Origin of the sequence: Qipengyuania zhejiangensis, from assembly GCF_035607565.1 — a bacterium.
Classification (GTDB): domain Bacteria; phylum Pseudomonadota; class Alphaproteobacteria; order Sphingomonadales; family Sphingomonadaceae; genus Qipengyuania; species Qipengyuania zhejiangensis.
Genome location: NZ_JAYKGO010000001.1, coordinates 1084528 through 1098016, shown reverse-complemented (window position 1 = coordinate 1098016; position 13489 = coordinate 1084528). Strand labels below are relative to the sequence as shown.

9 protein-coding genes are annotated in these 13489 nt (G+C 61.1%); 1 reads left to right on the top strand and 8 read right to left on the bottom strand.

All coding sequences use genetic code 11. The features are described from left to right. Positions 1–11: 11 nt before the first annotated feature. The 3 genes from VR863_RS05250 to VR863_RS05240 are packed head-to-tail and all read right to left on the bottom strand — an operon-like array spanning position 12 to position 3681. Positions 12–2060 carry a hydantoinase/oxoprolinase family protein gene (locus tag VR863_RS05250; protein ID WP_324827379.1) on the bottom strand — a complete coding sequence of 683 codons (2049 nt, stop codon included), beginning with the start codon at positions 2058–2060 and terminating at the stop codon, positions 12–14. Continuing rightward, on the bottom strand, positions 2060–3004 hold the full coding sequence (locus VR863_RS05245) for a hydroxymethylglutaryl-CoA lyase (RefSeq protein WP_324827378.1): 945 nt from the start codon (positions 3002–3004) through the stop codon (positions 2060–2062). The genes VR863_RS05250 and VR863_RS05245 overlap by 1 nt, the downstream gene beginning before the upstream one ends. Further along, positions 3001–3681: a GntR family transcriptional regulator gene (locus tag VR863_RS05240; RefSeq protein WP_324827377.1), complete on the bottom strand. Its 681-nt coding sequence runs from the start codon at positions 3679–3681 to the stop codon at positions 3001–3003. Before VR863_RS05240 ends, VR863_RS05245 begins: the two co-directional genes overlap by 4 nt. A gap of 112 nt (positions 3682–3793) precedes the next feature. Between VR863_RS05240 and VR863_RS05235 the strand changes: the two genes are divergently transcribed. After that, on the top strand, positions 3794–6310 hold the full coding sequence (locus tag VR863_RS05235; protein WP_324827376.1) for a TonB-dependent receptor: 2517 nt from the start codon (positions 3794–3796) through the stop codon (positions 6308–6310). 61 nt (positions 6311–6371) lie between these two features. Here VR863_RS05235 and hflX read toward each other — a convergent pair whose 3' ends face one another. The 5 genes from hflX to ntrC form a co-directional block, all read right to left on the bottom strand. Next, entirely contained in the window at positions 6372–7664 is a 1293-nt protein-coding gene (gene hflX / locus VR863_RS05230) for a GTPase HflX (RefSeq protein WP_324827375.1), read from the bottom strand. A gap of 17 nt (positions 7665–7681) precedes the next feature. Then, positions 7682–8227 carry an RNA chaperone Hfq gene (gene hfq / locus VR863_RS05225; protein ID WP_324827374.1) on the bottom strand — a complete coding sequence of 182 codons (546 nt, stop codon included), beginning with the start codon at positions 8225–8227 and terminating at the stop codon, positions 7682–7684. A gap of 165 nt (positions 8228–8392) precedes the next feature. After that, a complete protein-coding gene (gene ntrX, locus VR863_RS05220; protein WP_324827372.1) occupies positions 8393–9778 on the bottom strand; it encodes a nitrogen assimilation response regulator NtrX in 1386 nt (461 codons plus the stop codon). Between the two features lie 22 nt (positions 9779–9800). Further along, positions 9801–12014 (bottom strand): sensor histidine kinase, encoded by a 2214-nt coding sequence (locus VR863_RS05215; RefSeq protein ID WP_324827371.1) that lies wholly within the window; start codon positions 12012–12014, stop codon positions 9801–9803. A 61-nt stretch (positions 12015–12075) separates the two neighbouring features. Then, positions 12076–13488: a nitrogen regulation protein NR(I) gene (ntrC, locus tag VR863_RS05210; RefSeq protein WP_324827370.1), complete on the bottom strand. Its 1413-nt coding sequence runs from the start codon at positions 13486–13488 to the stop codon at positions 12076–12078. Position 13489 lies beyond the last annotated feature (1 nt).

The following is a 13489-nucleotide window of genomic DNA, read 5'->3' as shown; positions in this document are numbered from 1 at the left end:
GTCTCAGCTCCTCAAGCGGGGTTGATCAGGATGTTGCCAACGGCATCGATCGTGGCGACGCAGCCGCTCTCGACCAAAGTCGTCGAATCCATTTCCGTGATGATGGCGGGTCCGGCAATCGTATCGCCCTGCTTCAACCGTGACCGATCGTAGATAGCGCCGGCCTGTTCCTGGCCATCCATCCACAATGTGTGGTCGCGGATCTTCGCCCCAAAAGAATCGCCGTTGCCTTTTTCAAGTTCCGCCGCGGGGAGCTGGGGGGCTTCGCCCAGAGCAACTGCGCGCAGGTTCACGATTTCATGCGGCGTTTCCATGTTGAAGGTGAACAGCCGGCGATGTTCATCGTCGAACCGCTCGAGGATACCTTCGATCCCCTTGTCGCGCAAAGTGGCCTGATCGATGGTGAGTGGCACTTCGAAAGCCTGCCCGGCATAGCGCACATCCACTTCGAATTCGCTGGTGATCTGATCTTCGGGAATGCCATCGGCGGTCAATTCCGCTCGCGTCTGGGCGGCCATTTCGTCCAGCAGGGCAACAAGTTCCTCGGCGTTCGTGTCCCTTGCGAGCCTGCTGAAACTGCGCGCCGTTTCCGTCCGCATCCTGGTTGTCGCATCCCCCAGCGCGCAAAGAACACCGGGAGAAACGGGCGACACCGCAGGCCAGCTCCCCATCAGCCGCGCAACCGCGTTGACGTGAAGCGGTCCGGCACCCCCGAAACCCATGAGAGCGAAATGGCGCGGGTCGTATCCTTGCTGGACGCTGATCATGCGCAAAGCGCCGAACATGTTCTCGTTGACGATATCGATAATCCCGCGCGCCGCATCCATCAGCGGGATGCCCAGAGCGTCGGCGATAGTCTGGACAGACTTTTTCGCCCCTTCCCTGTCGAGCTTGAACGATCCGCCCAACAAGTCTTCGGGAAGATACCCCAGCACGACGTTCGCATCGGTCACCGTCGGTTCGGTCCCGCCCTTGCCATAGGCAACCGGGCCCGGCACCGCGCCTGCGGATTGCGGCCCGACGCGCAAAGCCCGGGTCAATTCGGGAACATAGGCGATCGAGCCGCCGCCTGCGCCCACCGTCTTCACGTCGAGCGACGAGGCGCGAACGGACAAGTGACCGACTTCTGTCGTGCGAACGCGGCGTGGCTCGAGGTTTTCGATCAACGCGACGTCGGTGGACGTTCCGCCCACATCCAGCGTCAGGATATTCTTCAGACCGGCGTTCTTCGCCACCCAAAGGGCCCCCGTCACACCGCCTGCCGGACCTGACATCAATATGTTGACCGGATGCTCCTCGGCTTTCTGGCTGCTCATCAGTCCGCCGTCCGATCGCAGCAGCGAAAGCTTTCCCGTGATGCCGGCCATTTCCAGTTTGTCACGAAGGTTGGAAACGTATTTGCCAACGACTGGGCGCACGGACGCGTTGGCCACCGTGGACAGCGTGCGCTCGTATTCCTGCATCTCCGGCAACACTTCATGGCTGAGCGATACGGGCACGTCGGGCATGATCTCCTGCGCGATCTGGCCGATCCTCGCTTCATGCTTTCCATCGACATAGGCGTTGATCAGGCTGACGGTTATTGCCTCGACCCCGGCATCGCGCAGCATCGCGAGTTTTTCCCGGATTTCGCTTTCGTCCAGGGGCCGCACCTCGGTGCCGTCGGCGCCCATCCGGCCCTTTACCGTCACCGTATCCTCAAGGGCGGCAAGCGGTTGCGGCTTCGGCCACACGATCCATGCGGCAAGGCCGCCAGGTACGAAGCTGCGCGCGATCTGCATGATGTCGCGGTAACCTTCGGTCGTGATCAGCCCGACCCGCGCGCCCTTCCCTTCGAGCACGGCGTTTGTCGCAACGGTCGTCCCGTGGAGGAAGAACTCTATTTCAGCCGGATCGACGCCCGCTTCGTCGGTGATGGCGTTGACGCCGTTCAGAATGCCTTCCGAACTGTCGTGCGGGGTGGAAGGCGTCTTGTGCCGCCAGAAGCCGCCAGTCTGGTTATCGAACAGGAGAAGGTCTGTAAAAGTGCCGCCAACATCGACGCCAAGCCGGTAACGCATCAGGCAGATTCCTTTTCTGTTTCTTCTCGGGCTTGCGGAAAACCGCCCGCCTTGCCCACCATTGCGGGCAATGGCTTACCCATCACGCCGGACAACCAGCGATTGGTCTCGATCAGACGATCCAGATCGAGGCCGGTCGATATTCCGGCACGTTCGAGCATGTAGGCCACGTCTTCGGTTGCCACATTACCGGCAGCCCCTGGGGCGAAGGGGCATCCACCCAGTCCGCCGATCGACGCGTCGACAACAGTGGCGCCTGCGCCAATCGCGGCCCAGACATTGGCCAGCCCGGTGCCCCTCGTGTTGTGAAAGTGGACGCGAACCGGAAGCGGGTCGATCGCTTCGAGAACCCTGGCGACCAGACGGGAAACATGGGCAGGATTGGCCACCCCGATGGTGTCCGCCAACGCAATTTCGACAGGCTCGGCGGTGGCCAGCGCGGCTGCCATGGCGACCACCCGATCTTCGCCCACCTCACCTTCGAACGGACAACCGAAACTTGCCGCGATCGTCGCCTGTCCGGTCAGTCCTGCTGCGTTGGCGCGTGCGATGATGTCGCACGATGCGTCCACGGAACCGTCGCTGGTCTGGCCCTGGTTGGCCATCGCAAAGGTGTCCGTGCTGACCGCGACAGCGCCCAGCTGGTGTATCCGCCCTGTCTCTATCGCGCGCTCCGCACCGCGCCCGTTCATCACCAATCCGATGTAGGTCACGTCCTGCCGCGCAGGCAATCCGGCGCACACGGCGTCCGCATCGGCCATCTGCGGAACCGCGCGCGGATTGACGAAACTTGTCACCTCGATCCGGCGGCTACCTGCTTCGATCGCCCTTTCGACCAGAGCGATCTTGTCTGCCGTGGAAATCGATACCTTCTCGTTCTGCAGCCCGTCCCGAGGCCCGACTTCGACCATCTCGATCTTGGCTGTATACATTTTGTCAGTCATGCTGTCCGCTTCCGGCCGGGCTTGTCGATCGCGGTCAGGCCCCGGTGCGCGTCGGCATAGGCGTGAAAAGCACGCCGGATGTGTCCGGACATGATCGCTTCGGCCCAGCTGCCGTCGCGCCGTGCGAACGCCGACAACAGCTCTTCGTGTTCGCCGCACGAACGCCGCAATTCATCTGCGCCGTAATGGTGCGCGGTCCGCCACACGACAGGTTGTTCGATCAGCGATGCCAACAGCGAAACAAGCCTGCGCGAAGCGGCAACCTGGAGGATCAGGTTGTGAAATTCACGGTTGCGTTCAAGAAAGCGGTCGACGTCAGGCGGATTGGCCGCAATCGCTTTCTTCAAGGACGCGTTGCAGGCGCGCAATTGCTTGAGGGTATCGTCATTCATGCGTTCCGCTGCACGGCGCGCGGCATGCCCTTCGAGCATCGCGCGCAATTCGAAGACATCGCCTATGTCGTCGAGCGACCAGTCAGCCACAAAGCTTCGCTGGCTTTCGCTGCGCGAAACGAGAAGGTCGGATTCAAGCCGCCGCAACGCGTCGCGGATGGGGGTGCGGGACACGCCGCATTTCTCGGCCAGGGCTTCTTCGCCCAGCTGGTCACCCGGCGCGAGTTCGCCCGAGACGATCATCTCGCGGATCATGTTGTACGCTCGGTCCGATGCTCTGGACACGGTTCTCTCTCCACGGCTTGACCGACTCGAATTGTATACAATATGAAGCGTGAGTCGCAAGTCACTTTCCGGCCCCTCCTCGGGCGGGCCGGTAAACCGGGGAGGTTTCCGTATGCGCGCGTTCAAGACGCTTCTGCTTGCCACCATTGCCGCCAGCCCTTTCGCAACCACTTCGGCGTTCGCTCAGGAAGGACCGCAGACCGCACAAGGTCCCGCGGATGAAAACACCATCATCGTCACCGCCCGCCGCCAAAGCGAACGTCTGCAGGATGTTCCCGCGTCAGTTTCCGTCCTGACGGCATCCACGCTTGAAAAAACCGGTGCCGACAGCGCCGATGATTTTGCGCAGCTCACCCCCGGCGTGACCATCGTGACCGGCACTGCGGAAGCCGGTGACACCCAGATCAACATCCGCGGTATCAACGGCGCTCGCGATGCGGAAAGTTCGGTTGCGCTGGTCGTTGACGGAATCCTCAAGACCAACACGGCGCAACTCAACCAGTCGCAGGGAACGCTGAGGCAGGTTGAAATCCTGAAAGGCCCGCAAGGCGCCTTGTACGGACGCAACGCAGCAGCCGGTGCCATTGTCCTGCAAACCCTCAAGCCCGGTGATGTCTTCGAAGGCGCGGTCAAGGCATCCTACGCGAACGAAAACACGATTGAGACCACCGGTCACATCGCCGGCCCTGTCTCGGACGGTCTCGGCTTCGTTCTCTCGGGGTATTATCGGACCACGGACGGCTTCTTCCGCAACACCTTCCTCGACAGGAAAGTGGTGGACGATCAGGAAGTCTGGTCTCTGGACGGACGCGTGGTCGCCGATCTGGGTCCGGACACCGAACTCGACGTCAAGGCGCGCTACGCGAAACTGCGCGGCGCATCGATCAACTTCAACGCTTCGTTCCACCTCCCCTATTTCGCCGCGGTGAACCCGGCGTTCTACGAGGACGTGAACGAACATCCCTTCGGCTATCAGAGCAACATCCGTCCTACCAACAAGCAGGACAGCTTCGACATTTCCGCCAAGGTCGAACACCGTTTCGGCAATGACCTGGTTCTGACAGCGTGGGCGCTCTATTCCGATATCGAGCAGAGCTTGACGGCGGATGGCACGTCGGCCGACTTCGCCCGTTATATCAACCAGGCGGACCCGGCGGCGCTGACCGCGATCAATGCCTGTTTCGCGTCGACGGCTTCGCTCACCGGTTTCCCTATCAACCAGCCCGGTTTCATCGGCCAGATCCCGGTTCCGTTCATCTTCGCGCCGGCGAACGGCTCCACATTCGGAGCATACAGCCCCACGACGTGCGACGGTACACAGTTCCAAAGCCGCAACCAGCGCGACATCAGCGCCGAAATCCGCCTTGCATCGGATAGCAGCGGTCCGCTGAACTGGCAGCTTGGCCTGTACTACCTCAACATCGACCGCGAAACCGGCGTCAGCCTTGGGGCCGACACCGGCGCCGGTGTTATCGAGAACCTGTACAACGCACCCGACAGCGCGAACCCCACGTCGCTGCTGGTCAACGATGCTTTCAAGACGAATGTCTATGCCGCATTCGGATCGATCGATTATGAAATCCTGTCCAATCTCACCGCCGGGCTGGCGCTGCGTTACGACATCGAAGATCGGTCCACCAACTCGCTCGTCCCCACCGCGATCGATCCGTTTACCGGCAGCCCGGTCAATCCCGGACAGGCGTTTGGCGCGCTCACGCCGAAGGACGCGACCTTCAAGCAACTCCAGCCCAAGGTCAGCTTGAACTGGGCCGCCCTGCCCAATCTCAATTTTTATGCAAACTGGGGGATCGGGTTCAAATCCGGCGGCTTCAACAATCAGGGTTCATCCGCGATCATCGACCTGAATTTCAATCAGGCCATCGGCGCCGATGTCACGATCGAGGATCAGTATCGCAAGGAGAAATCGAGCGCATTCGAAGTCGGCTTCAAGGGAAGCACCGCGGGCGGCCGCCTGACGTTCGATATGGCGGGCTATTACACGACGATCGACGACATGCAGTTCTTCGAATTCTTCGTCGGAAGTTTTGGCCTGCTGCGTGTGGTCTCCAACATCGACAAGGTCGAGGTCATGGGCTTCGAAGCGAACCTCGGTGCCGAAATCGTCGATGGCTGGAAGCTCTACGGCGCGCTCAACGTGACCGACAGCGAAATCAAGGCCAACAGTTCGCGCACCTACACGGTCGGCAACAAGTCGCCCTACACCGCTGACTGGACGCTCAACCTCGGAACCGAAATCGATACGCCGATCAACGAGCGGCTCAACCTGCTGCTGCGCGCGGATTACCGTCTGACCGGACCGACGTGGTTCCACTCTGTGCAGGATCAGGAACAGCCCACGTTGTTCAGCGGGCTTCTGCCGATTTCCGAGCTGATGCTTCCCGGCTTTGTGGGGAATGCACGGTATGATGTGGCGCGGCGCGACACCTTCGGCGTGCTGAACATGCGCGCGGGCCTCGAATTCGGGAATGTCAGCGCCTTCGTCTTCGCGGAGAACATGCTCAACGAAAAATATCTCAACGAAGTCATTCCCGCGATCGAGTTTGGCGGGTCTTTCATCTCGCCGGGCGCACGCCGATTGGTCGGTGTCGAGGTGGGCTACAAGTTCTAGGGTTGTGGTGTGGGCGGGTCGAAAGGCCCGCCTGCTTCAATAGGACGTTTCACCGGGCGCTCTACAGAGAAGAGTATCGCCCGAAATCCTTGGCGGAAAGCTTCACGGTAAGCGAGCGCTGAGCCCCATCATCGCTCGCCTCGTCGGAAATGACGTTTCCATGCTGGTGCAGCCACGCAATGCGGCGTCCATCGTTCGCCGCGATCGTGAACTGGTAGGCCCGCGCTCCCGATGTCAGCAGCGTATCGAGGCGGTTTACAAGATCGTCCACCCCCTCGCCCGTTATCGCCGAAATTGGAACGATGTCGTCGTCTGACGCAGCAAACTCTTCCAGTTCTTCCCGTGCGTCGGGCGCAACGATATCCCATTTGTTCCATGCCTCGACGATCGGGATGCGGCTTTCGCCTTCCTCTCCGTCCATCACCCCCAGGTCGGCCAAGACCTGAAGCACCTGCTTTTTCTGGGCTGCGCTGGAAGGATTGGAAATGTCGCGCACATGGCAGATGACATCCGCTGCCGTCACTTCCTCGAGCGTTGCCCGGAACGCCGCAACCAATTGGGTCGGCAAATCGGAAATGAAGCCCACCGTGTCCGAGAGGATTGCCTTTTCCACCCCGGGAAGAGCGATTGCCCGCATGGTCGGATCAAGGGTGGCGAAAAGCAGATCTTCGGCCATCACCTCGGCGCCGGTCAGCCGATTGAACAGGGTTGATTTGCCGGCATTGGTGTAACCCACCAGCGCGATTACGGGCCAGGGCGCCCGCTCCCGGCGTTCTCGATGCAGCCCGCGCGTCTTGCGCACCTGTTCGAGTTCCTTGCGCAGGCGCGCCATTCGCTGGCGGATCATGCGGCGGTCGGCCTCGATCTGCGTTTCGCCCGGTCCCCCCAGAAACCCGAAGCCGCCGCGCTGGCGTTCAAGATGGGTCCAGCTGCGGACCAATCGGCTTTGCTGATAATCGAGGTGAGCCAGTTCGACCTGGAGGCGGCCTTCGGCGGTCGCTGCGCGTTCACCGAAGATTTCCAGGATAAGGCCCGTGCGGTCGATAACCTTGCGCGCCAGCTTTTCTTCCAGATTGCGCTGCTGGATCGGGCTGAGCGCCCCATCCACAACGACAAGCTCGGCCTCTTCCTGTTCGCAGGCGATGCGGATATTTTCCACCTGCCCCGCCCCGAACAAGAGGTTGGGTCGCACCTGCCGCACGGGCAGGACGAGGCTCGACGCGACGACGATCCCGATCGCGAGCGCCAGTCCTTCGGCCTCTGCGAGCCGTGAGGGGGCATCGAGGTCATAAGACACACCGCGAATGTCGGGGCACACGACCAAGGCTCGCGCACCGCGCGAGACTTCGCCCATCAGATCATCATCGAAGCTCAGCTGTCGCTCTCTTCCCAGTCCTCGGACAGATCGATGGGGGTTGCAGGCTGGATCGTCGACACGGCATGCTTGTACGCCAACTGCACGTAACCATCCCGTTCGAGCAGCATGCAGAACAGGTCGTAGGCAGCAATCTTGCCTTGCAGCATCACCCCGTTGACGAGGAACATGGTTACCTGCGCTTCGGCCTGGCGAACCCGGGTCAGGAACACGTCCTGAAGCAGGCGCTGCTTGGCGCTCGAATTCTGGCTGGCGAACTGTTCTGCATCGATCGGTTGACCGGGCATGATCGTGCTGATCGCGTGTTTGTAGACAAGTTGCGATTGGCCATCACGGCGCAGCAGGATCGAAAAATTATCGAACCAGGTGACGATCCCTTGCAGCTTCACGCCCTTCACCAGAAACATCGTCACCGGCGATTTGTTCTTGCGGAGCAGGTTTAGGAAGGCGTCCTGCAAATTGCCCTGCTGCCGGGCGCCGCCGCCATCTTCGGCAGCGGGCTTTTCAGCACGGGGTCGCGCAGTAAGTGTTCGTTCGGACATATCTGTCTCTCCGTTTTTGGCGAACGGTTATCCGTCCACAATCTGGGCACCCACCGTGCCCGATCATCCGTATGCAACTGCACACGCGTATTATTTTGGCGTGTTAACCGCGATTTCGCAATGATTGTATTGCTTTTGCGGATCGAAATTAGTGTTTTATCACAATCAAGCCTTGCGATCTGAAGGTTTCTTGTCTGCCATCCCCAACAACTTGAGCTTCCGGTGCAGGGCCGAACGTTCCATTCCGATGAAGTTGGCAGTTTTGGAAATATTGCCCGAAAACCGCCGGATCTGGATCGCGAGATATTCGCGTTCGAAGTTTTCGCGCGCTTCACGAAGCGGCGATCCCATGAGCGCGGCTACACCTCCGTTCCCGCCCAGTTTTCCGCCCAGCACTTCCTCGGGCAGCATCTCGGCCTCGATCTGCTCCAGCTGTTCGCGCGGTGTGAGAATGACCGTCCGCTCCACCACGTTTCGGAGCTGTCGCACGTTCCCCGGCCAATCGTAGGCCTGGAGGGCCGCCATCGCTTCTTCGCTTACGGTAGGCGGGCGAATGCCCTGTTCAGCGGCATGATGGGCAAAGAACGTATCGGCGAGAATGGGGATATCGTCACGCCGTTCGGCAAGAGATGGCACTTCGACCGGCACCACGTTCAGGCGGTAGAACAGGTCTTCGCGAAAATGCTTCTCTTCCATTTCGGCCTGCAGGTCCCGTGCCGTAGAAGACACCACCCGCACATCGACACCGATCTGGCGTGACCCGCCGACACGCACGAAACTCTGTTCGGTCAGCACCCGCAAAATGCGCGCCTGCGTGGAGAGCGGCATGTCGGCAACCTCATCGAGGTAGAGCGTGCCCCCGTCGGCCAGTTCCAGCAGGCCGGGGCGGACCAGCTTGCCGTCGGCTTCCTCGCCGAACAGCTCCTCTTCGAAACGCTCCGGGGTAATACGGGCGGAATTGACCGTGACGAAGGCCTTGTCCGCGCGCTGGCTCCAGCGATGCAACAGGCGCGCCGCGACTTCCTTCCCGGTTCCGGCAGGACCGCTGATGAGAACGCGACTGCCCGTATTGGCCACCCTTTTCAGAGTTGCGCGAACCGCATTGATCGCAGCCGAGTTGCCGGTGAACTCGCCGCTTTGAACCATGCCATCGCGCAGACGCGTGTTTTCGCGGCGCAGACGTTCGGTTTCGGTCGCTCTGGCAACAAGATGCAAAAGACGTTCGGCCTCGAACGGCTTTTCGATGAAATCCACCGCCCCGCGGCTGACCGCGCTGACCGCCGTGTCGATATTCCCATGTCCGGAGAACACGATCACGGGCAAATCGGGTTCCCGCACCTTGATGGCGTCCAGGACTTCGAGCCCGTCCATCGCGCTGCCGTGCAGCCACACGTCGAGCAGCACGAGGCTCGGGCGGCGTTCGTCCACCTCGCGCAACGCGCTGGTGCTGTCCCCGGCCGTCCGACAGTCGTAGCCTTCGTCGCTCAGCACTCCGGCCACGAGTTCGCGAATGTCGCGTTCGTCATCGACGATGAGGATGTCTAGCGCCATCGGTTGATACCCTTCAGGTTCTTCATGGGTTGCCCTCGCCGGGGGTGACAAGGGGGTTGCGTGCAAAGCGCATCGTTACGCGGGTTCCGCCGGTTTCGACGGCCGCAAAGCTCATCTCGCCGCCGTGCTCCTCGACAATCTTGTTGACGATGGCGAGGCCGAGGCCGGTGCCCTTCTCCCGCGTGGTCACATAGGGTTCGAGGATGCGTTCACGGTCCTGCGGCAGGCCGATGCCGTTGTCCTGAACAGACACCGTTACCGCATTTGCACTTTCTTCGACCGTCACGGAAATCTTCCCGCGATAATCGGGTTCCGCATCGACTGCCCGCGTTTCGATGGCCTCGAATGCGTTCTTGAGAATGTTCGTGATCGCCTGGCCGAACTGGTGGCGATCGCATTCGATACGTATCGGGCCTTCGCTGTCCGTGCGCAGTGAATAGTTGACGTCCTGGTGCCCGATTTCCTGGAGAAACAGCGATTGCCGCACGAGATCGAGCGCGTCCTCAGGCCGGAAAACGGGTTTGGGCAGGCGTGCGAAGCTGGAAAATTCGTCCACCATGTTCCGCAAGGCACCGACCTGCCGGACAATCGTGCTGGTCAATTCGTCGAACAGTTCACCGTCAGTTTCGATCTGCTTGCGATACCGGCGCTTCAGCCGCTCGGTCGCAAGTTGGATCGGTGTCAGCGGGTTCTTGATTTCATGCGCGATACGCCGGGCCACGTCGGACCATGCCGCCTGCCGCTGGTCCAGCAATTGGCGCGTAATATCCTCGAAGGTGATGACGTGGCCTTCGCTCTCTTCGCCGATCTTGACCGCCAGAGTGAGCAATTCGCTGCGGCGCGAGTGGCTGACCACGCCTTGCGTCAGACCCGCTTCGACCATGACCGCAATCTGAGGGGCAAGGTCCGGAAGCGTGGCCGGCAGCGGATTGGCTTCGGGATCTTCCATCAACATCGCCTGCGCCGGAGCGTTCATCAGCAACACGTTCAGATCACTGTCGATCGATATCACCCCGGCGCTGACCGATTCCAGCACCGCCTCGATAAAGCTGCGCCGCTCCTCCAGCTCGCTGTTGGCCGAAACCAAAGCATCGGTTTGCTTTTCCAACTGCGCGGTCATCCGATTGAACGCCCGGTTGAGCAGCCCGATTTCATCGGCACCCGTACGGCCTTCCACTCGCAAAGCGAAGTTCCCGGCGCCGACCTTGCGCGCGGCTGCCACAAGGTCGGTCAGCGGCTGGACCTGCCGGTCGGCAAATCGGAGGGCAAACCATACCGACAAGCCCACCAGGCCAAGGCTGACGAAAAACAGCGCAAGATTGAACCGTAATTGCAGCGCGCGGGCACGCCTCGTCAGTTCATCGTAAGCGGTCGAGATCGAGCGGGCGTTTTCCCAGCTTCGGAAACTGGCCGCTTCGGAATTTCGTGCCGTGTAAAGATAGATACCCGTTGCCCTGTCGATCGGCGCGACGGCCTCGATCCGCTGCGGCCCACCGCGCACGACCACTTGCTGGCCCTCACCCAGATCGGACGAGGCATCCTGCACGAAGGGAACCGGATCGCTCCCTTCGCTCAATCCGTAAACGACGGCGGTTCGCATGCTTCCGTCTGGCAACGCCTGCAGGATGGCGCTTTCGATCACGTCGCGTGGCTGGGCCTGATACTGGTACACAAGCGCGAAGTTGGGATCGGTGACCTGAACGCGCTCCAGGATCGAACGCATATCCATCGCCATGGAGATGGTTTCATTGCCAAGGTCGAGCTGGTTTTCCTCGTAATAGCTTTCGGCCAGGCGGTTGGCGTTCTCCATCAACCCGCGTGAATTGTCCGAAAACCAGAAATCCACGCCCGACTGGAACAGAAACGCCGCAAATCCGGCGACGAGCAAAGTCGGCACCGCCGCGATCAGAGAGAAGAAAAAGACCAGCCTTACGTGCAGACGCGCCGTGCTGCCCGCCGCGCGGCGCAAGGCAAAGCGCCTACCCGCCAGAACCATCAAGGCCATTGCAGGAACCAGGGTGCCGATCAGCAGCGCGGCGACCTGGCGGCTGGGGAGCAATTGCCCGTTCGGCGGAGCGGTGGTGAAGGCAGCCCATGTGCTGGCCACCATGGCCAGGAAAGCTACGCCGAAGAATATCTCGAGATAGGTGATGAAGTTGGCACGCCGTGACGCCACGACGAACCTGCGCCACCAACGCGGTGTAGTCCGGATCTGCGTTCGCGCCTGCGTTGCCATCGTGGCAGTCTTACAACAGTCCTGTTGCAAAGCTGCAAGTGCAAAATCGACCAACCGCCCTCTAGCGCCGCCTGACGAACACCTCGGGGGCGATGTCCAGATCGCTCAGGCGCTTGCGCAGTGTGTTCCGGTTGATACCCAGCATTTGCGCCGCCCGCAGCTGATTGCCCTCGGTCTCGCGCAAGACGTGCTCAAACAGGGGTCTCTCGAATGACGCCAGAGCGGCGTGATAGAGCGATCCGTTTGCAGGCCGATTTGATTTCAGCCAATCCGTCAGCGCCACTTCAAAGACCTCCCGCGCATCGTGAGGGTTGCCCATGTTTTCCTGGGGCAGACAATCTTCAATCGTCGTGACGTCAATCACCTCGTCGCGCGCCAGCAGGGCCAGACGGAACACGACATTGCGCAATTCGCGAACGTTGCCGGGCCAGCGCCTTGTCGACAAAGCGGAAATTCCCGCTTCGGCGATCTGGCGCCTGGGCAACCCCTCTTCCGATGCCTGCACAAGGAAGTGCCGCACGAGCGCGCCGATATCTTCGCGGCGATCGCGCAAGGGCGGCAGGTGGATGGGGACCACATTGAGGCGATAGAACAGGTCCTCGCGAAACCGGCCGTCGGCAATCATCGGCTCCAGATCGCGGTTGGTGGCCGCGACGATCCGGACATCGACGCCGATTTCCTGGCGCCCGCCCACCCTGCGGATACGGCCCGACTGCAAGGCGCGCAGCAGCCTTGTCTGGGCTTCTGCCGGCATGTCCCCGATTTCGTCAAGGAACAGGGTGCCGCCATTGGCCTGTTCGAACTTGCCGATCTGCTGCGTTACCGCGCCGGTAAACGCGCCACGTTCGTGGCCGAACAGCTCGCTTTCGAGCAGGTCGTGGGGGATGGCGGCCATATTCACGGCAATGAACGGGCCTGTCTTTCGCGCACCCAATTCATGGATAGCTTCAGCGACCAATTCCTTGCCGGTTCCGGATTCGCCAGTGACCAGGACCGTGAGATCATTGCGCAAAACACGGGTTATCATGCGATAGACGCCCTGCATCGCAGGGCTGCGTCCGATCAGGGGTAGAGCGCTGTCCTGATCGCCGTCTGCGCTGCTTGCGCTGGGCCGGTTGGCGACTGCCTGGCCGACAGCCTGGGCCAGTTCGTCCAGATCGAACGGCTTGGGAAAGTATTCGAAGGCATGGCTGTCGCTCGCCCTGACAGCGGTATCGAGCGTGTTCTGTGCAGAAAGGACGATCACCGGCATATCGGGCGCGGCATCACGGACGCGCCCGATCGATTCCAACCCGTCCCCATCACCAAGGATGACGTCAGTCAGCATGACATCGAAGCGGCGTGCAGCAAGCAAGGCATCGCGCGCCGCAAGACTGTCACACGCCGTGACGTCATAGCCTTCATCGCGCAGCGCCTCGGTAATAACGGTGGCGATGCTCTTGTCGTCTTCCACCAGCAGGACTTCGTGCGCCATG

Coding starts and splice junctions, on each gene's coding strand:
- hflX (WP_324827375.1), bottom strand. CDS start 7,664: ATGGGCGAAGTCTCGCGCGGTGCGCGAGCCTTGGTCGTGTGCCCCGAC.
- hfq (WP_324827374.1), bottom strand. CDS start 8,227: ATGTCCGAACGAACACTTACTGCGCGACCCCGTGCTGAAAAGCCCGCT.
- ntrX (WP_324827372.1), bottom strand. CDS start 9,778: ATGGCGCTAGACATCCTCATCGTCGATGACGAACGCGACATTCGCGAA.
- ntrC (WP_324827370.1), bottom strand. CDS start 13,488: ATGGCGCACGAAGTCCTGCTGGTGGAAGACGACAAGAGCATCGCCACC.
- VR863_RS05250 (WP_324827379.1), bottom strand. CDS start 2,060: ATGCGTTACCGGCTTGGCGTCGATGTTGGCGGCACTTTTACAGACCTT.
- VR863_RS05215 (WP_324827371.1), bottom strand. CDS start 12,014: ATGGCAACGCAGGCGCGAACGCAGATCCGGACTACACCGCGTTGGTGG.
- VR863_RS05235 (WP_324827376.1), top strand. CDS start 3,794: ATGCGCGCGTTCAAGACGCTTCTGCTTGCCACCATTGCCGCCAGCCCT.
- VR863_RS05245 (WP_324827378.1), bottom strand. CDS start 3,004: ATGACTGACAAAATGTATACAGCCAAGATCGAGATGGTCGAAGTCGGG.